We start from the raw sequence: 18,112 nt of genomic DNA on the forward strand, positions 1-18,112 counted from the left end.
GTTCCTCTAGCGTGGTGCGCATGAACGAGGCTGCCCGGTTGCTGGTGGTGGACGACGAGCCCGCCTTGCGCGAGGCGTTGCAGTCGAGCCTGGAGTTCGAGGGCTACAAGGTCACCACCGCCGACGACGGGCAGGAGGCCCTGGACGAGCTGGCCGGCAGCCCGTACGACGCCGTGCTGCTCGACGTCATGATGCCCCGGCTCGACGGGCTGACCGCCTGCCGCCGGCTGCGGGCCGGCGGCAACCACATCCCCGTGCTCATGCTCACCGCCCGCGACGCCGTCGGCGACCGCGTGTCCGGACTGGACGCGGGCGCCGACGACTACCTGGTCAAGCCGTTCGAGCTGGACGAGCTGCTGGCCCGGGTGCGCGCGCTGCTCCGGCGCGGCGCGCTCAGCGGCCCGAACGCGCCCGAGGACGCGCTGTCCTTCGCCGACCTGCGGATGGACCCGGTGACCCGCGAGGTCACCAGGGGAGCGCGGCGGCTCGACCTGACCAGGACCGAGTACCTGCTGATGGAGCTGTTCCTGACGCACCCGCGCCAGGTGCTGACCCGCGACCAGATCCTGGCCGAGGTGTGGGGGTTCGACTTCGAGCCCACCTCCAACTCGCTCGACGTGTACGTGATGTACCTGCGGCGCAAGACCGAGGCCGGCGGCGAGCCGCGCGTCATCCAGACCGTGCGCGGCGTCGGCTACGTGCTCAGAGGCTCGCCATGAGGAAACGCAGTCTTCGCTCGCGGCTGACGCTCCTGGTCGCCGCGGCGGTGGCGATAGCCGTCGCGGTCTCCGCCGTGGGCTGCTGGTACTTCGTCCGGCGGGAGCTGTCCTGGCAGCTCAACCAGTCGCTGCGGGACATCGCCGTGCCGGTCAAGGCCATGCAGGGGGCGGTGCGCAACTGCTCTTCCGAGCCGGCTGCCGCGCTCGACGGGCACCCGGCGTTCACCGAGCCGATGCAGATCGTCTTCCCCGGCGGCGAGCGCTGCGTCATGGGCAACACCGCGATCAAGGTGACCCCCCACGAGAGGCGGATCGCGGCCGGCTACTACGGCCAGTGGGAGTTCTACGACGGCCGCGCCGACGACGGCACCCCGCTGCGCGTCTACGTCAGGAACGTGGACGAGAACGCCGCGTTCGTCGTCGGCAGGCCGGTGGAGGAGATCAACGACACCCTGCGCAGGGTGACGGTCCTGCTGGCCGGCGTCGCCGCGCTCGGCGTGCTGGTCGCCGCCTCGGTCGGGCTGCTCGTCTCCCGCGCCGCGCTGCGCCCGGTCGGCCGCCTGACCAGGGCCGTCGAGCACATCGCGCAGACCGAGGACCTCGACACCCGGATCCCGGTCGAGGGCGGCGACGAGATCGCCCGCCTGAGCGCCTCCTTCAACGCGATGACGGCCGCGCTGGCCGGCTCACGCGACCGGCAGCGGCAGCTCGTCGCCGACGCCGGGCACGAGCTGCGCACCCCGCTCACCACTCTGCGCACCAACATCGACCTGCTGCTGCGCAGCGAGCAGACCGGCCGCAGCCTCGACCCCGGCGCCAAGGAGCGGCTGCTGGTCAACGTCAAGGCGCAGTTCGCCGAGCTGACCACGCTGGTCGGCGACCTGCTGCAGCTGGCCCGCGGCGACACCGACCACGAGCCGCACGCCGAGCTCGCCTTCCAGCAGGTGGTCACCGCCGCGGTGGAGCGGGCGCGGCTGCGCGGCGCCGAGGTCGCCGCCGACCTGGAGCCGTGGTACGTGGTCGGCGGGGCCGCCTCGCTGGAGCGGGCGGTGCTCAACCTCCTCGACAACGCCGCCAAGTTCAGCCCTGACAGCGAGGTGGAGGTGACCCTCCGGGACGGCGAGCTGACCGTACGGGACCATGGGCCGGGCATTCCTGAGGAGGAGCTGCCGCACGTGTTCGACCGGTTCTGGCGCTCGCCCTCGGCCCGGTCGCTGCCGGGCTCCGGGCTGGGCCTGGCCATCGTCCACCAGGCCGTCCAGGAGGTGGGAGGAGAGATCAGGCTCCGCAACGCGGCCGACGGCGGCGTGGTCGCGACGATGATCCTGCCGGGCACGCCTGCCCCCGGCGCGCGGGCGTGAGCTCAGGCGGGCAGCGCGGCCAGGAGGAAGGCGAGGCGGGCGGCGGCGGCCTCCACGTCGTCGGCGGTGCCGAGACGGTAACCCCACGAGGTGATGAAACTTCCATCCTCGGAACAGGTGACACTCTCGGCGAGCGTGGCCGAGAAGCGGTTGCGCACCGAGACGTAGGCGGGGTCGCTGGCCAGCGACACATGCTGAACCGACAGGTCAGCGTGACGACCCGCATGCCAAGCGAATTGCTCGAGGCAGAGCGCGGAATCCAGCATCATGCATCACCTCCGCAACGTCTCGGGCAAAGAATTGCACGATCTTGATGGGAGGGCAAGCAATTGCGCCGGTTAATGTGATGAATGTTTTCGATACTGGTCAAGAACCTTGATGATGATGTCACGGCCAGGTTCGTCGAATTGCGCCGCCTCGGCGAAGTCCTCGAAGGCGTTGGTGTAGAAGGCGACGTCGTCCGGATCGCGGAAGAGCAGGTCCTTCGTCAGGGTGCCGACGGTGACCAGGGCCTCGTTGAAGATCCAGAAACCGTGCACCGGATTGGCCGGCAGCTCCCGGGTGAACGGGACGACGCCGAACTCGACGTTGGGCAGCGTGCTGACGGCGAGCAGCCGGTCGAGCTGGCCGCGCATGACGTCGGCCGGGGCGAGCCGGGTGTGCAGGGCGGCCTCCAGCACGACGAAGCGGAACGTGCGCGAGCGGTCGTAGAGGATCTCCTGGCGCTGCATGCGCACCCGCACCGCCGCGTCGATCTGGTCGGGCGCGCTGTAGAGGCGCTTGACCTTGCTGAACACGTGGCGCGCGTACTCGGCCGTCTGCAGCAGGCCGACCAGGATGCCCGGCTCGAAGGCGCGGAACAGCTTGGTGCGCGCCTCCAGGTCGCGCAGGTCCTCCTGGATGGCGGCCAGGCCGCTGCGGTGGCGCTGCTTCCAGCCGTCGTGCCGCTCCAGCAGCGCGATGGCCTGCGTGATGAGCTCGTCGGTGGTCTCCGGAGAGGCGGACACCGCCTGGGCCCACACCACCACGTCGTCCTCCGACGCCGTCTGGCGGGCGTTCTCCAGGCGGGAGACCTTGGACGGCTGCCAGCGCAGCCGCTCGGCCAGCTCCTTGCCGGACAGGTGCGCCGACTCGCGCAACTGGCGGAGCTGGCTGCCGAGGTCGATGCGCGCCTGCTGAAACGAGCTCACGTCGCTAGAGGCTAGACCCGTGATCCCGGATCATGCCAGGCCTGTTCGCGCAATTGTGATCAGCCGGTCGCTGGTCGTGCGGGGGCACTGCCCTGGAAAGCGGTTGCCGTGATTTCGGGCAGGACCCGGGCCGCGATTTCGGTGAGCAGCTCGCGCGGCACCTCGACCGCCGTCTCGCCGTCGAGCACGTCACGCAGGTCCGCGAGCGCCTCGGGGTCCGAGACCTGAAGTCCCTGGACGACGATCGTGCCGCGATCCGTCTCGTAGAGGGTGGGGCAGGCGCCCGCCTCCGACGTGGACCCAAGGAACCGCATCCGCATGACGACCCTTCCCCGAACTACGCGGCAATTGCGCGCAATTGTACGGTCCGTGGGCTGCCCTGTGATCGTTTTTCGGGAAAATCAGGATATTGGATGTTATGTGGGTGATTCGAGAGAGTTGCGCATGATGTGCCCTGCACGGGCGAAGAGGTCGAGTGTGGCGGCGTGCAGCAGGTCACCGATGTCCTTGGGGGCTTTCCCGGCGAATGCCCTCGCATGGGTGCCTTCGAGCACGATGCCCAGCTTGAAGCACGCCATGACCGCGTACCAGTCGATGGCGGACAGATCGCGGTCGGACAGCGCCGCGTAGCAGTCGACGATCTCGCGCGGCGAGGCCAGGCCGGGGACGTAGCCGTCGGCCATGGGCCACATCGCCACCAGCCAGCCGAGGTCGAGCAGCGGATCGCCGATCGTGCACATCTCCCAGTCGACGATGGCCGCCACGCGCGGGCCGTCGGGCGCGAACATCAGGTTCGCGAAGTGGAAGTCGCCGTGCATGACCCCCGGCCGGAACGAGGCGGGCCTGTTGCTCTCAAGCCAGCGCGCCGTCTCCTCCAGGCCGGGGATGTCCGGCCCCGGATAGCCGGCGAGCTCGCCGTAGGAGTCGAGCTCGCGCATCCAGCGCGGCACCTGGCGCTCCAGGAACCCTTCAGGCCGGCCGAAGCCCGGCAGCAGGCCCGGGTCAACCCGGCCCAGCTCGGCCAGCGCCGAGGCCGCCTCCAGCGCCATCCGGTGGCGGATGGCGGCGTCGCTCGCGTGCGGCTCCGGCAGCCCGGTCGAGGGGTTGAACCCGTCGACCGGCTCCATCAGGTAGAAGACCGGCTCCCGCGCGGTCTGCGCGGCCACCAGCCGGGGCGCCGCGACCGGCGTGTCGCGCAGCGCGGCCAGCACGCGGGCCTCGCGCCGCAGCACCTCGTTGCTCTTGGCCCGCGCGTGCTGCGGCGGCCTGCGCAGGATGTACGGGACCCCGCCGCGCTCGAAGCGGACCATCACGTTCTGGGTGCCGCCGGAGACCGGCGCGACCGCCGTGATCGGGCCTCCGGGCAGGCCCTGCTCGTCCATCCAGGCGCCGAGCTCATCGAGGTCGACGGCGCTGACGTCGATATGGGTGGAGGACATGGCCGCCTTTCGACCCGAATCACATTCTGGAACGCCTCATCCTAACGCTGCGGAGTCAGCCGAGCGCTTGCATGAACGGCAGGAACTGCCGCGACCGGTCGCCGGGCAGGTCGCCGCCCCGCACCATCAGCGACACCTCCCACGGAGCGCCGACGCCGTGCTCGCCGGCCCACCGCGTCAGGCCGTCCTGTGCCAGGTCGAGGTCCATCCGCACCTCGCCGCCCGCGTCCAGGGCCAGGTCGCCGATCAGGGCGCGGGCGGTCTCCTCGTCGCGGGCCACGACCGGGCCGATCACCACGTTGTCGTCGTTGCGCCAGCAGTGGCCGAACCCGCCCTCGGCCACCCGGACCCGCTCCCCGAACCCGTCCATGCGGCGCAGCAGCGCAGACCGGTCCGTGCCGAACACCTCCGCGTCCAGCGCCAGGATCGCGCCGAGATCCGCCTCCGTGGCGACGCGGGTGCGGCCCGAGGGCTCGCCGCGGAAGACGCCGGTGCGCTTGGCCACCCGGCCGGCCGTGCGGAACCCGAGGCTCTCGTACAGCGGTCTGCCGTACTCGGTGGCGTGCAGCGACACGACGCGGTCGCCCGCCCGCGCGAGCACGTGCTCCATCAGCCCGCGGGCCATCCCCTTGCGTGCGTACCTGGCGGCGGTGAGCACCATGCTGACGACCGCGTGGCCGTCGCCGTACCGGGTCAGGACGGTCGTGGAGGCCAGGCCGTCGCCGTCGGGCGCGTCGATCCCGTACACCTCGCCGACCTCGAACAGCAGCGTCCACTTGTGCCGCTCCGGCAGCCAGCCGCGGTCCTCGGCCAACCGGCCGCAGTCGTCCAGGTCGTCGAGGGTCAATCGGCGCATCGGCATGCCGGTCATCCTCGTGTACGGGGACATACCGGCTCAAATGGTTTACACGAGGCGCGCGGGCACCTCCACCGGGCAGGCACGCAGCTCCTCGCCGAGCGCCTTGGCCTGGGGGTCCATGCGCGGGCTGGCGGCCACACCGCGGCCGAGCAGCCCGTGGATCACGAAGTTCAGCGCGTTGAGGTTGGGCAGCGCGTAGCGGTCGACTCGGTACGGGGCCAGCTCGGGCAGCAGGGACTTCAGGCGCTCGGTGGTGAGATGGGCGGCCAGCCAGGTGTAGCGCTCGGGAGTGGTGGTCCACACGCCCAGGTTGGCGTTGCCGCCCTTGTCACCCGACCGCGCCCCGGCGATCCGCCCCAGCGGCATCCGCACCGCCGCCTCGCTTCCAGGGATGTCGCCCCCGGACGCGTCTCCGGACGTCACACCGGCTGTGGCCGCGAGGTCGTCGGCCGCGCCGCTCGGCTGCGGCGGCGAGACGTCCCCGCGAGGTTCCGTCGCGTCCAGCGGGACCCGCTCGCCGTCCACGTACACCTCCGGACGGACCTCCGACGCCGGTACGAGGACCGGCCAGTACACCCCGTACGGGGACGCCGGGCCTGGAGGGGTGAGACCGTAGAAGCCGGGGTAGCCGGCGAGCCCCGTCTCCACCACGGCGGAGGAGAACGCCCGGCCCGCCTTGCGCTGGTCGGCGTCCATGACCGTGATCCTGAGCAGGCCGTGGCCGGTGAGCGTGACGTCCACCTGGTCGAAGGAGTCCTTCGGGATCCGCGCCCAGATCGTCTCCTCCGCCACCCGGGCCTTGTCCTCGATGTCGAGCCCGGTGAGCACGAGGGTCATCGTGTTGCGGTAACCGGCCAGGTAGTTGACCGCGACCTTGAGCGTGTCAGGCGGCGGCTCGCCGCGGGCGCCCGTGACGCGGACCCGGTCGGGGCCGTCGGACGACAGGGCGACGGTGTCGAACCTGGCCACCACGTCGGGGCCGGGGTAGCGCGGGCCCGCGATCTCGTACAGCAGCTGCGCCGTGACCGTGCCCACCGAGACCAGCCCGCCCGTGCCGGGGTGCTTGGTGATCACGCACGAGCCGTCGGCGTGCAGCTCGGCGATCGGGAAGCCGCAGCGGGCCAGGTCAGGGACGTCCTGGAAGAACGCGTAGTTGCCGCCCGTCGCCTGGCAGCCGCACTCGATGATGTGGCCGGCGACCACCGATCCCGCCAGCGGGTCGAGATCGGCGGGCCCCCACCCGTACCGCCAGATGCCCGGACCCGTCACCAGGGCCGCGTCCGTGACGCGGCCGGTCACCACGACGTCGGCGCCCGCCGACAGGGCGGCGGCGATCGGCCGGCCGCCCAGGTAGGCGTTGGCCGTGAGCGGGGTGGCCGTCAGCCGCTCGCCGGTGTCGGCGTTGACCAGGTCCAGGTCGCGGCCGGTGACATCGTCGCCGGTGACGTGCGCGACCCTGGGGGAGAGGCCGAGCCGGGCGGCGAGCTCGCGCACCGCGTCGGCGCAGCCCGCCGGGTCGAGGCCGCCCGCGTTGGACACGATCTTGATGCCGCGCTCCAGGCAGGCGCCGAGGACGTCCTCCAGCTGACGCAGGAACGTCGGCGCGTAGCCGGGCCGGCCCTTGAGCCGGTTACCGGCCAGGATGAGCATGGTCAGCTCGGCCAGCCAGTCGCCGGTGAGCACGTCGATCGGGCCGCCCTCGACCATCTCGCGGGCCGCCGACAGCCGGTCGCCGTAGAAGCCGCTGCAGTTGGCCACCCGGAGCACAGAGTGGTCCACCGGGTGGCTCACGGGACCCAGCGGGGCGGGCGCTTGTCCATGAAGGCGGCGATGCCCTCCTGGCCCTCCTCGGAGGTGAACCGCTCGGCCGACAGGGCGGCCATCCGGCGCACGCCCTCCTCGAACGACACCCCCGGCAGCTCGCAGAGCAGCATCTTGGTGATCGCCAGCGACTCGGGGCCGCCCTTGACCAGCATGCCGGTGTAGTGGCGCACGGTCGCGTCCAGCTCCGCCTCGGGCACCGCCCGGTTGAGCAGGCCGATCTCCACCGCCCTGGCCGCGTCGAACACCTCGCCGGTCAAGAGGTACTCCGACGCCGCCCGCGGGTTCACCTTGCGCAGCACCGGCACCGCGATCATGGCGGGCACCACGCCGAGCCGCACCTCCGAGAACGCGAACGACGCCGTGTCGGGCGCGATCGCGACGTCGCACGCCGTCACCAGGCCGATGCCGCCCGCGCGGGCGGTGCCGTTGAGGCGGCAGACCACCGGCTTCGGGCTGTGCCAGATCATGGTCAGGATGTCCGGCAGCGACGTGGTCACCGGCGCGGCGCCCGGGTCGCGCTGCTCCTTCAGGTCCGCGCCCGAGCAGAACACCGGACCCGTGCCCGTCAGCACGATCACCCGCGCCGCGTCGTCGGCGATCGCCTGCTTCAGGTGGGACTCCAGGTCGCCCAGCAGCCTGGTGGACAACGCGTTGCGGTTCTTCGGCGAGTCCAGGGTCACGGTCGCGACCCCGTGCTCAAGGTCGCTGTGCACCAGCTCCGTCATCGTCACTCTCCCTGATCACCGCCAGCACGGCGCCCGCGTCGACCTGCCGGCCCTTCTCCACGTGCACGGTCGCGACCACGCCCGCCGCGGGGGCGGTGACCGCGTGTTCCATCTTCATCGCTTCGAGCACCAGGATCGGGGTGCCCTTCGCCACCCGGTCACCCGGCTCCACCTCCACCCGCAGCACGCTGCCCGGCATCGGGGCCAGCAGCGAGCCGGGGGCGACGTGCTCCACCGGCTCCGGCAGGCGTGGCACGGGCGTCAGCACGGCGGCGCCCTCCGGCCCGTCGGCGTAGACCTTCCCGTCCCCGTACCAGCACACCTCGAACGCCCGCCGCACCCCGTCCGTCTCCAGGACCACTCGATACGCCCCGCCGTCGGAGCCGGTCCGGACAGCGGGCAGAGGGGTCACCGCGACCACGACGGTGCCGGGCGGGAGGGGGTCGTAGGTGGCCTCGGTCTCCTCGAAGCGGGCCGTACGAGGCTGCGAGCGGACGTTGCGCCAGCCGGAGGGAAGGCTGCGCAGGACCGGGGCGCGGTCGCGGCCGGCGCGGGCCATGGCCAGGGCGGCGGCCAGCGCCTCCCGGGCGCCGGGAGGCGGGGGAGGCGCGGGCGGATGCTCGTCGAGGAAGCCGGTGTGGGTGTCGCCTCGCTCGAAAGCAGGATTTTTCAGGATCTGGAGGAGCATGTCCCGGTTGGTGGTGACCCCGTGGAGGCGGGCGCCCCGCAGGGCGGAGGCCAGCTTCCGCACCGCCTCGCCGCGCGTCGCACCGTACCCGACGATCTTGGCCAGCATGGGGTCGTAGTGCGGGGACACCACCGACCCGCTCTCCACCCCCGCGTCCACCCGCACCGCGCCGGCCACCTCGAACCGGTGCAGCACCCCCGACTGCGGCAGGTACGCGAGGTCCTCGGCGTACAGCCGGGCCTCCACCGCGTGCCCGCGCGGCTCGGGCGGGGCCTCCGGCAGGCGGGCGCCCTCGGCCACCTCCAGTTGCAGGCGGACCAGGTCGACCCCGTAGACCAGCTCGGTCACCGGATGCTCGACCTGCAGCCGGGTGTTCACCTCCAGGAACGCCACCCGCTCGCCCGCGACCAGGAACTCGACCGTCCCCGCCCCGGTGTACCCGATGGCGCGGGCGGCGCGCACGGCCGCGTCCGCCAGCCGGGCCCGCAGCTCCGGCGTCACCGCCGGCGACGGGCACTCCTCGACGACCTTCTGGTGCCTGCGCTGGACGCTGCACTCCCGTTCGCCGAGCGCCCACACGGTGCCGTGGCCGTCGGCCAGCACCTGCACCTCGACGTGCCTGGCCCGCTCCAGCAGCGGCTCGACGAAGACGCCGCCGTCGCCGAACGCCGCCTCCGCCTCCCGCCGCGCCGACTCCACCTGCCGAGCCAGGTCCGCGGGGTCGCGCACCACCCGCATGCCGCGCCCGCCGCCGCCCGCCGACGCCTTCACCAGCACCGGGAACTCCCCGGGCGCGGCCGGGTCGAGCGTCGGCAGCACCGGCACCCCGGCCTCCGCCATCAGCCGCTTGGCCCCGGTCTTCGAGCCCATCGCCGCGATGGCGTCCGGCGGCGGCCCGACCCAGGTCAGGCCCGCGTCCAGCACGGCACGGGCGAAGGCCGCGTTCTCCGACAGGAATCCGTATCCGGGATGGACCGCGTCCGCCCCCGACACCCGGCACGCCTCGATCACCCGGTCGATCGCCAGATACGTCCCGGCGGGCTTCACCCCGCTCAGCCGCACCGCGAGATCGGCCTCCGCCACGTGCGGCGCGTCCGCGTCCGCGTCGGAGTAAAGCGCCACGGTCTCGACGCCCAGCTCACGGCAGGTACGGAAGACGCGGCGGGCGATCTCGCCCCGGTTCGCCACCAGCAGACGCCTGATCATGGCCGGAACACCCCGAACCCGGCCGGCTCCGGCACCGGCGCGCTGTTGACCGCCGACAGGCACAGGCCGAGCACCGTCCGGGTGTCGCGCGGGTCGATCACCCCGTCGTCGTAGAGCCTGCCCGACAGGAAGAACGGCAGCGACTCCGCCTCCACCTGCGCCTCCACCATCGCCCGCATCGCCGCGTCGGCCTCCTCGTCGTACACCTGGCCGCGCGCCCCGGCCGCGGCGCGGCCGACGATCGACAGCACCCCGGCGAGCTGCGCCGGCCCCATCACCGCCGACTTCGCGCTCGGCCAGCTGAACAGGAACCTGGGCCCGTACGCGCGACCGCACATGCCGTAGTTGCCCGCCCCGTACGAGGCGCCCATGACCACGGTCAGGTGCGGCACGGTCGAGTTGGACACCGCGTTGATCATCATCGCGCCGTGCTTGATGATGCCGCCCTGCTCGTACTCCTTGCCGACCATGTAGCCGGTGGTGTTCTGCAGGAAGACCAGCGGGGTGCGGGTCTGGTTGGCGAGCTGGATGAACTGGGTGGCCTTCTGCGCCTCCTCGCTGAACAGCACCCCGCGGGCGTTGGCCAGGACGCCCACCGGATAGCCGTGCAGCCGGGCCCAGCCCGTCACCAGCGACGCCCCGTACAGCGGCTTGAACTCCTCGAACGCGCTGCCGTCGACCACCCGGGCGATCACCTCGCGCGGGTCGAACGGCACCTTCAGGTCCTCCGGCACGATCCCCAGCAGCTCCTCCGCCGGGTACGCGGGCTCCCGCACGGGGTACGGTTCGGCGCCCTGCTTGCGCCAGTGGAGCGAGCCGACGACGCGGCGGCCGATGCGCAGCGCGTCGTGCTCGTCGGCGGCGAGGTAGTCGGCCAGGCCGCTCACCCGGGCGTGCATCTCGGCCCCGCCCAGCGACTCGTCGTCGGACTCCTCGCCGGTCGCCATCTTCACCAGCGGCGGCCCGCCCAGGAACACCTTGGCCCGCTCGCGCACCATCACCGTGTAGTCGCTCATCCCCGGGACGTACGCGCCGCCGGCCGTGGAGTTGCCGAACACCAGCGCGATCGTCGGGATCCCGGCGGCCGACAGCCGCGTCAGGTCGCGGAAGATCCGGCCGCCCGGGATGAAGATCTCCTTCTGGGTCGGCAGGTCGGCGCCGCCGCTCTCCACGAGGTTCACGTACGGCAGGCGGTTCTCGAAGGCGATGTCGGCGGCCCGCAGCGTCTTGCGCAGCGTCCACGGGTTGGACGCGCCGCCCCGGACCGTCGGGTCGTTCGCGCTGATCAGGCACTCGACGCCCTCGATCACCCCGATGCCGGTCACCACGCTCGCCCCCACCGGGAAGTCGCTGCCCCAGGCGGCCAGCGGCGACAGCTCAAGGAACGGCGAGTCCGGGTCGACGAGCAGCTCGATCCGCTCGCGGGCGAGCAGCTTGCCGCGCCGGCGGTGGCGCTCGACGTACTTTGCGCCGCCGCCCGCGACCGCCTTGGCGTGCTCGGCGTCCAGCTCCGCCAGCTTGGCGAGCATCGCCTCGCGGCGGCGCGCGTAGTCGTCCGCGCCGGGGTCGAGCCTGCTGATGATCACGCTTCCTCCCCGGAACCTGACGGCGGCGTCAGCCCGATGGCCCGCGCCCACAGCCGCGTGAGATGGTCCACGGCGGCCTCCTCGCTCGCGCGCTCGCCGAGGTCCAGCCAGACGTGCGCGAACTGCTCCACCATGCCGCCGAGCATGATCGCGGTCAGCCTGGGGTCGAGCGACGCGTCGGCCAGGCCCTGCTGCTGCAGCCGCCGCAGCCCTTCCTCGCCGCGCCGCACGAACACCTCGCGCAGCTCCAGCAGCAGGCCGCCGAACCGGTCGTCGACGGTGGCCGCGTGCTCCAGCATCCGCACCAGGCGCGAGTTCGCCGACCAGGCCCGCAGGTAGAGCCGGTTGGCGGCGGCTATCCGCGCGTACGGGTCGGCGGGCGCGGACGGGCCGACCACGTTCGCCGCGAACATCTCACCCACCACCGCCTCCGCGACCTCGGCGAACAGGGCCTCCTTGGAGTCGAAGTACGTGTAGAACGTGCCATGGGACACCCCGGCCCGCGCGCACACGTCGTCGACCCGTACCCCGTCGTACCCGCACTCCTCGAACGCGTCCCGCCCCGCCGTCAGGAGAGCGGCGCGGGTCCGCTTCCCCCGCTGGGTCAGAGACTTGACGATCACGTCAGGAACGGTAGCGCCATCCTGCCCGCATGAGAAGGGCCGCACTCCCGGAGGGAGCGCGGCCCGCGAGGCTCGCGGCTCAGCCGCAGTGGCTCCAGCCGGACTTCCAGCTCACGCCCTCGAAGGTGCCGCCCCAGATGACGCACTTCTTCTTGGCGGCCAGCCGGATCGGGCCGGCGTGCCGGGTGAAGCGGCCCGGGTCGTCGGCCTGCGCGCCGCCCTTGACCTGGAGGTGGGCGCTCATCGCGACCTTGTCGGGGTGCACGTAGAGCGACTTGGTCACCACGCAGTTCTTGCCCTGGCCGGTGTGGTAGAGCAGGTAGATCATGGCGGTGTCCCGGCCGGACTTGTCGGCGAGCTTGCGCTGGTTGATCACCTTGTAGCCGGTGCCGCAGAGGGCGACCACGTTCGTGGTGTTCTTGACCAGCGGCTTGGGCCGCGGCTTGGTCGGCAGGTCCGTCTGCTCGCCGCCGCCCGTGGGCTGCGTCGTCGGCTCCAGGTCCGGCTCGACGAGGGTGTTCCGCTTCTTCTTCTTTTTCGTGGGCGACGGCGACGGTGACGGCTTGGTGGTCGTCGGGCGGGTGGTGGGGACCGTGATCGTGTCGGGCCTGGCGGTGGCCTCGTCGGTCTTCTTCTTCCGGGTCTTGGTCGGCTTCGGCTCCTCCAGGTCCGGGGTGGGGACCGGGGAGTACGTGTCCGGGGTGGGCGGGGGCTGGGACGCGGGGGCCGTGGAGGCGGTGGCGTTGTCCACGTTCATCACGGGCGTGGACTTGGCGTTGGCCTGCACCACGACGGCGCCGACCACCACCAGCAGCGCCGCGGCCGCGGCTCCGGAGAGCGCGAACGTGAGCGACCGCCGCTGCTTGGACATCGGCTCACGCGGCGCCCGCCCAGGACCTTGCTGACCGGGACCTTGCTGCCCGGGACCTTGCTGACCGGGGCCTTGCTGCCCGGGACCGAAAGGCCCGCCCTGCCCCGGTCCGCCCTGGCCCGCGGATCCCGGTCCGCCTTGCGCGACGGGACCGGCGTGTCCAGGGCCGCCCTGGCCGTGGGCGGCGGGTCCCGCCTGGCCGGGATGCTGCGCGCCCGGGAACGGAGGCTGGGCGCCCATGCCGGGCGACCCGTGCATCGCCGGGTGCCCGCCGGGAGCGCCGCCGCCGGTGGTCTCGGGCGCGCCTCCGGGCGGGCCGTACGCGCCCGTGTGCGGCATGGCGTCGGCCGCGGCCCCAGGCATCCACGGATTCTGCGGACCGCCAGGTCCGGGCTGCACGCCCGGCTGGCCCGTCCCAGGCTGACCGGCCGGGTATCCCGTGCCAGGCTGAGTGCCCGGCTGGCCTGTCCCAGGCTGGCCGGCCGGGTACTCCGTGCCAGGCTGAGCGCCCCCCTGGCCAGCGCCAGGTTGGCCCGGTCCGGGATGGTTCGTGCCGGGATGGGCGGCCAGGTGGGCTGCTGCCGCGTGGCCTGGGTGGGCGGGGGCCTGCCGCGTTCCAATGCCCTCGGAGGGGCCCGCGCCGAAGGGGGTGGCTCTTTCGGGGGAGGGGTACGGGGCGGGCTCGTAGGGGCGCTGGGCCTGAGGGCCCGAGACCGGTTCGATGGCCGCGTTGGGCGCCGGCTGGCCCGTCAGCTCGACGATCAGCCGGTCGGCCGACGGCCGCTGGCCGGGGTCCTTCGACAGGCAGAGCGCCACCAGTTCGGCCAGCCGCCCTTCCATCCCGCCGAGCTGCGGCTCCTGGTGGAGGATGCGGTTCATCACCACGGGGATCGAGTCGGCGCCGAAGGCCGGCTTGCCGGTGGCGGCGTACACCATGGTGACGCCCCACGCGAACACGTCCGCCGCCTCCGACACCGGCGCGGTGCCGGTGAGCTGCTCGGGCGCGAGATAGGACGGGGTGCCCATGGCCATGCCGGTCGCGGTCGCGCCGGGCGCGTCGAGGGCGCGGGCGATGCCGAAGTCGATCACCACGGGCCCTTCGGGACCCATGAGCACGTTGGCGGGCTTGAAGTCGCGGTGCAGGATGCCCGCCCGGTGGATGGCCGCCAGGGCGGTCGCGGTGCTGATCGCGAGCCGTTCGAGCGCCGCCCCCCGGCGCGGGCCCTCGTTGATCACCAGCTCACGCAGCGACGGCCCCTGCACGAACTCGCTGACGATGTACGGCCGGCTGCCCTCCAGGTCGGCGTGGAGCACCGGCGCGGTGCAGAACCGGGCGACCCGCTGGGCCACCGCGACCTCGCGCAGGAAGCGGCTCCTGGCTTCCGGGTCGGCCGCCAGGGCATTGTGCAGAAGCTTGACGGCGACCTGCTCGCCGGACGCCGTCCGGCCAAGGTAGACCACCCCCTGGCCACCCTCGCCTAGCCGGGCGACGATCTCGAACGCGCCCAGCCGTTGCGGGTCGTCCGCCATCAACGGCTGGAACTGACTCACCCCGGACCCCCATACAGAACGATCGCTGGGGCAAAACGCTACCAGCGTGACTATTGGTATGAGTCGCTACCTGGAATATCTTCTCTGTCTGACGCTCGCGTGTCAGCGTTTTCACGCAGGTCGTTACGGGATTCGCAGCCGAGGTCACGTCTTGGTGAACAACCGGCCACCGGTCAGATCGCCTTGCCCGGGTTGAGGATGTTCAGCGGGTCGAAGACGGCCTTGATGCCGTGCTGCACCTCCCGCGCCACCGGCCCCGTCTCCAGCGCCAGCCAGCGCCGCTTGAGCACGCCGACTCCATGCTCGCCGGTGAGCGTCCCGCCCAGCTCCAGGGCCCGCGTGAACACCTCGTCCGCCGCGGCCCACACCTCGGGCGGCGGCTCGCTCGTACCGTGCTCGAAGACGAACACCGGGTGCAGGTTGCCGTCGCCGGCGTGCGCGACGGTGCAGATGCGCACGCCGTGCCGGGCGGCGGCGGCCTCGATCGCGCCGATCATGTCGGGCAGCACCGAGCGGGGCACGCACACGTCCTCGACCAGGCACGCGCCGAGCCGCTCCTTGGCCTGGTAGGCCATCCGGCGCAGCCCGATCAGCTCCTCGGTCTCCTGCGGGCTGGAGGAGACGGCCACGAACGTGGCGCCGTTGTCGAGGCAGAGCCGCTCCATGCGGGCGGCGGCGGCCTGGCCGTCGGAGGCGTCGGACTGGCCGATGAGCATGGCCATCGTGCCCGCCTCCAGGCCGATGTTGCGCCAGTCGTCGATGGCCTCCAGCGTGGCCCGGTCGAGCAGCTCCATCAGCGACGGCTGGCACCCCGCCGCCATGATCGCCGACACCGCCGCGCCCGCGTCGCGCAGCGAGCCGAACTCGGCCGCGAACGTCGCCGGCGCCGCCGCCGGGACCGGCCGCAGCCGCACGGTGGCGGCGGTGATCACGCCCAGCGTGCCCTCGGAGCCGACGAACAGGCCGGTCAGGTCGTAGCCAGTGACGCCCTTCATGGTGCGCCGCCCGGTGTTCAGGATCCGCCCGTCGGCCAGCACCACCTCCAGCCCGAGCGCCGAGTCGCGGGTGACGCCGTACTTGACGCAGCGCAGCCCGCCCGCGTTCGTCGCCAGGTTGCCGCCGATCGTGGAGATCTCGTACGAGGAAGGGTCCGGCGCGTACATCAGCCCGTGCTCCCTGGCGGCCCGGTCGAGGTCGGCGGTGATCACGCCGGGCTCGGCCACGGCGATCTCGTCGGCGGGAGCGAGCTCCCTGATCTGGTCCATCCTGGCCAGGGAGAGGATGACCGCGCCGTCGCCCGCGGTCGCGCCGCCGGCGAGCCCGGTGCCCGCGCCGCGCGGCACGACCGGCACCCGGTGCTCGCTCGCCCAGCGCAGCGTGGCCACCACGTCGTCGCGCGAGCCGGCCAGCACCGCGGCGAGCGGTTTGCCGGGCTCCACGAACGTGCGGTCGCGGGCGTAGGAGTCGATCACGTCGGGGTCGGTCACGACCCGGCCGTCGGGCAGGGAACTCACCAGGGCGTCAATGGGTCTCACATGAAGAACCTTACGGTTTGCATGGAGTGTCGTTTTACGGAGAGACTGCGGCGGGTGGAAGTGAAGTGTCCGGCATGCGGGCTGGTAGATCAGGTCATCGCGGTGCCGGGGGTCGTGGCGGCGGGCACGACGTATCGGATCGGGCGGGTCAGGCTGCCCGGCGATCGTGAGGTCGCCGACCTGCCCTCGCGAGCCGCGCTGGGCGCGTCCAAACACCAGATGAGCCGTACGCAGCTCGCGGTCTGGTTGTCGTTCCCCAGCCGCCACTACACGCCCTGGACCAGGAACCAGGGGTACGTCCTGCTCGGCGTGGCGGCCCTGCTGCACCTGGTCGTGTCGCTGGTGATCGCGATGGGCAAGTTCTCCGGCTGGGCGGAGGTGCTGCTCGCGCCGTTCTGCCTGACCGGCGTGTTCTGGGGGGTCGGGCTGCTGCTCGTGCTCGGCGCGTACGGGGCGCGCAAGCGCGACGAGGCCGAGGGGCCCGCCCGGGAGAAGGCGTACGCCGTCTGGGAGAGCCTCTGCTACTGCTCCCGCGACAACGTCGCCTTCGAGCCCGGGGTCGACGTCACCTTCCACCCGCACGAGACGCGTCAGTACATCTTCGGCTTCCGGCCCCCCGCGGGGACGCGCTGATCAGGCGCGTTCCTCGGCCACCAGCCGCACGCACACGGTCAGGCCGAGGATGGCCTGCTCCAGCTCGTCCAGCTCGGGATAGGTCGGGGCGATCCGGATCACGCGGTCGTCCGGGTCCTCGCCGTACGGGTGGGTGGCCCCGGCGGGCGTGAGCGCGATGCCCGCCGCCCTGGCCCTGGCCACCACCTCGGCGGCGTGCGGCACCTCCAGGCTGATGAAGTAGCCGCCCCGCGGGCTGGTCCAGGTGGCGAGGCCGCCGAGCTCCTTGGTCAGCACCCGGTCGACCAGCTCGAACTTGGGCGCGATCAGCTCGGCGTGGCGGCGCATGTGGGCGGCCACCCCGTCGGCGTCGCGCAGGAACTCGACGTGGCGCAGCTGGTTGAGCTTGTCGGGCCCGATCGACTGCTTGCGGGTGTTGGCCAGGAACCACTCCACGTTCGCCGGGGACGAGCCGAAGAACGACACGCCCGCGCCGGCCAGCGTCACCTTGGAGGTGGAGCCGTACACGAGGGCCCGGTCGGGGTTGCCGTGGGCGGCGCAGAGCGCGAGCAGGTCGGCCAGCTCGGCCGGGGCGTCGGTGAGGTGGTGGACGGCGTAGGCGTTGTCCCAGAAGATCCGGAAGTCGGGGGCGGCCGCCGGCATGGCGGCGAGCCGGCGCACGGTCTCGTCGCTGTAGACGACGCCGGACGGGTTGCTGTACTTGGGCACGCACCACATGCCCTTGACCTTCGGGTCGCTCGCCACGAGCCGCTCGACGAGGTCCATGTCGGGGCCGTCAGGGCCCATCGGGACGGCCACCATCGTGATGCCGAGCCGCTCACAGATCGTGAAGTGGCGGTCGTAGCCGGGCACCGGGCACAGGAAGGTGATCTCCGGCTCCTCCACCCACCGCCGCTCGGCGCCCGGCACCTTGCCGAGCAGCGCGTGCACGACCGTGTCGTGCATGAGCGCGAGGCTGGCGTTGCCGCCCACCACGACCTGCGCCGGCGGCACCTGCAGCAGCGGGCCGAACAGCTCGCGCAGCTCGGGCAGGCCCTGCAGGTCGCCGTAGTTGCGGGCGTCGGTGCCGTCGGCCGCGTGGTAGGACTCCGGCAGCCTCAGCATGTCGTTGGAGAGGTCGAGCTGACGCGGCGACGGCTTCCCCCTGGTGAGGTCGAGCGAGAGCCCACGCTGGGCGAGGGCGGCGTAGTCACGCGAAGCGGTCACGAAATCTCTCCTCCGATCGGGTTGACACGAAGGATAGAAGATCCTGGGGCCGGTCCTGGCCCGCGTCCGCCATCCGAGAAGGGGACTTATCGGCAA

Annotated in this window: 16 protein-coding genes; 3 read left to right on the forward strand and 13 right to left on the reverse strand. The window is 72.4% G+C overall.

The features are described 5' to 3' along the window. Positions 1-20: 20 nt before the first annotated feature. Together KME79_RS17945 and KME79_RS17950 are read left to right on the forward strand one after the other, a co-directional pair. Positions 21-719: a response regulator transcription factor gene (locus KME79_RS17945; protein WP_148030569.1), complete on the forward strand. Its 699-nt coding sequence runs from the start codon at positions 21-23 to the stop codon at positions 717-719. After that, positions 716-2,080 carry a sensor histidine kinase gene (locus KME79_RS17950; RefSeq protein ID WP_219545405.1) on the forward strand — a complete coding sequence of 455 codons (1,365 nt, stop codon included), beginning with the start codon at positions 716-718 and terminating at the stop codon, positions 2,078-2,080. The genes KME79_RS17945 and KME79_RS17950 overlap by 4 nt, the downstream gene beginning before the upstream one ends. 2 nt (positions 2,081-2,082) lie before the next feature. On the opposite strand, the gene KME79_RS17955 is transcribed toward KME79_RS17950, so the two are convergent. The 12 genes from KME79_RS17955 to KME79_RS18010 form a co-directional block, all read right to left on the reverse strand. Next, positions 2,083-2,349, reverse strand: coding sequence for a hypothetical protein (locus tag KME79_RS17955; protein WP_148030571.1), 267 nt, complete (start codon positions 2,347-2,349; stop codon positions 2,083-2,085). A 69-nt stretch (positions 2,350-2,418) separates the two neighbouring features. After that, on the reverse strand, positions 2,419-3,270 hold the full coding sequence (locus KME79_RS17960) for a helix-turn-helix domain-containing protein (RefSeq protein WP_219545406.1): 852 nt from the start codon (positions 3,268-3,270) through the stop codon (positions 2,419-2,421). A 59-nt stretch (positions 3,271-3,329) separates the two neighbouring features. Then, positions 3,330-3,590, reverse strand: a complete 261-nt coding sequence (locus tag KME79_RS17965) for a hypothetical protein (protein WP_219545407.1) — start codon at positions 3,588-3,590, stop codon at positions 3,330-3,332. Between the two features lie 96 nt (positions 3,591-3,686). Then, a complete protein-coding gene (locus KME79_RS17970; protein ID WP_219545408.1) occupies positions 3,687-4,709 on the reverse strand; it encodes a phosphotransferase family protein in 1,023 nt (340 codons plus the stop codon). Between the two features lie 55 nt (positions 4,710-4,764). Next, positions 4,765-5,565: a GNAT family N-acetyltransferase gene (locus tag KME79_RS17975; RefSeq protein ID WP_219545409.1), complete on the reverse strand. Its 801-nt coding sequence runs from the start codon at positions 5,563-5,565 to the stop codon at positions 4,765-4,767. Positions 5,566-5,613: 48 nt separating this feature from the next. Then, positions 5,614-7,347 (reverse strand): acyclic terpene utilization AtuA family protein, encoded by a 1,734-nt coding sequence (locus KME79_RS17980; RefSeq protein ID WP_308248961.1) that lies wholly within the window; start codon positions 7,345-7,347, stop codon positions 5,614-5,616. Between the two features lie 8 nt (positions 7,348-7,355). Then, a complete protein-coding gene (locus KME79_RS17985; protein WP_219545410.1) occupies positions 7,356-8,117 on the reverse strand; it encodes an enoyl-CoA hydratase-related protein in 762 nt (253 codons plus the stop codon). Next, positions 8,089-10,011: an ATP-binding protein gene (locus KME79_RS17990; protein WP_219545411.1), complete on the reverse strand. Its 1,923-nt coding sequence runs from the start codon at positions 10,009-10,011 to the stop codon at positions 8,089-8,091. The genes KME79_RS17985 and KME79_RS17990 overlap by 29 nt, the downstream gene beginning before the upstream one ends. Then, positions 10,008-11,540: an acyl-CoA carboxylase subunit beta gene (locus KME79_RS17995; protein ID WP_148034438.1), complete on the reverse strand. Its 1,533-nt coding sequence runs from the start codon at positions 11,538-11,540 to the stop codon at positions 10,008-10,010. The genes KME79_RS17990 and KME79_RS17995 overlap by 4 nt, the downstream gene beginning before the upstream one ends. A gap of 53 nt (positions 11,541-11,593) precedes the next feature. Next, positions 11,594-12,220: a TetR/AcrR family transcriptional regulator gene (locus KME79_RS18000; RefSeq protein ID WP_187281064.1), complete on the reverse strand. Its 627-nt coding sequence runs from the start codon at positions 12,218-12,220 to the stop codon at positions 11,594-11,596. Between the two features lie 79 nt (positions 12,221-12,299). Further along, entirely contained in the window at positions 12,300-14,642 is a 2,343-nt protein-coding gene (locus KME79_RS18005) for a serine/threonine protein kinase (protein ID WP_308248962.1), read from the reverse strand. Between the two features lie 173 nt (positions 14,643-14,815). Further along, positions 14,816-16,177 carry an FAD-binding oxidoreductase gene (locus tag KME79_RS18010; RefSeq protein ID WP_261808441.1) on the reverse strand — a complete coding sequence of 454 codons (1,362 nt, stop codon included), beginning with the start codon at positions 16,175-16,177 and terminating at the stop codon, positions 14,816-14,818. 54 nt (positions 16,178-16,231) lie between these two features. Here KME79_RS18010 and KME79_RS18015 point away from each other — a divergent pair, with 54 nt between their 5' ends. Then, on the forward strand, positions 16,232-16,810 hold the full coding sequence (locus KME79_RS18015; RefSeq protein ID WP_219545412.1) for a hypothetical protein: 579 nt from the start codon (positions 16,232-16,234) through the stop codon (positions 16,808-16,810). Here the strand turns inward: KME79_RS18015 and KME79_RS18020 are convergent, their stop codons facing one another. Then, positions 16,811-18,016, reverse strand: a complete 1,206-nt coding sequence (locus tag KME79_RS18020) for an aspartate aminotransferase type Ic (protein ID WP_219545413.1) — start codon at positions 18,014-18,016, stop codon at positions 16,811-16,813. Positions 18,017-18,112: the final 96 nt, after the last annotated feature.

The sequence above is a fragment of the Nonomuraea harbinensis genome (genome assembly GCF_019396385.1).
GTDB lineage: Bacteria > Actinomycetota > Actinomycetes > Streptosporangiales > Streptosporangiaceae > Nonomuraea > Nonomuraea ferruginea.

Bases quoted from the DNA above. Each gene is read 5' to 3' on its own strand.
- KME79_RS17965 (WP_219545407.1), bottom strand. From the start codon at position 3,590: ATGCGGATGCGGTTCCTTGGGTCCACGTCGGAGGCGGGCGCCTGCCCC.
- KME79_RS17950 (WP_219545405.1), top strand. From the start codon at position 716: ATGAGGAAACGCAGTCTTCGCTCGCGGCTGACGCTCCTGGTCGCCGCG.
- KME79_RS17995 (WP_148034438.1), bottom strand. From the start codon at position 11,540: ATGCTCGCCAAGCTGGCGGAGCTGGACGCCGAGCACGCCAAGGCGGTC.
- KME79_RS17990 (WP_219545411.1), bottom strand. From the start codon at position 10,011: ATGATCAGGCGTCTGCTGGTGGCGAACCGGGGCGAGATCGCCCGCCGC.
- KME79_RS17945 (WP_148030569.1), top strand. From the start codon at position 21: ATGAACGAGGCTGCCCGGTTGCTGGTGGTGGACGACGAGCCCGCCTTG.
- KME79_RS17985 (WP_219545410.1), bottom strand. From the start codon at position 8,117: ATGACGGAGCTGGTGCACAGCGACCTTGAGCACGGGGTCGCGACCGTG.
- KME79_RS17955 (WP_148030571.1), bottom strand. From the start codon at position 2,349: ATGATGCTGGATTCCGCGCTCTGCCTCGAGCAATTCGCTTGGCATGCG.
- KME79_RS17970 (WP_219545408.1), bottom strand. From the start codon at position 4,709: ATGTCCTCCACCCATATCGACGTCAGCGCCGTCGACCTCGATGAGCTC.
- KME79_RS17975 (WP_219545409.1), bottom strand. From the start codon at position 5,565: ATGCGCCGATTGACCCTCGACGACCTGGACGACTGCGGCCGGTTGGCC.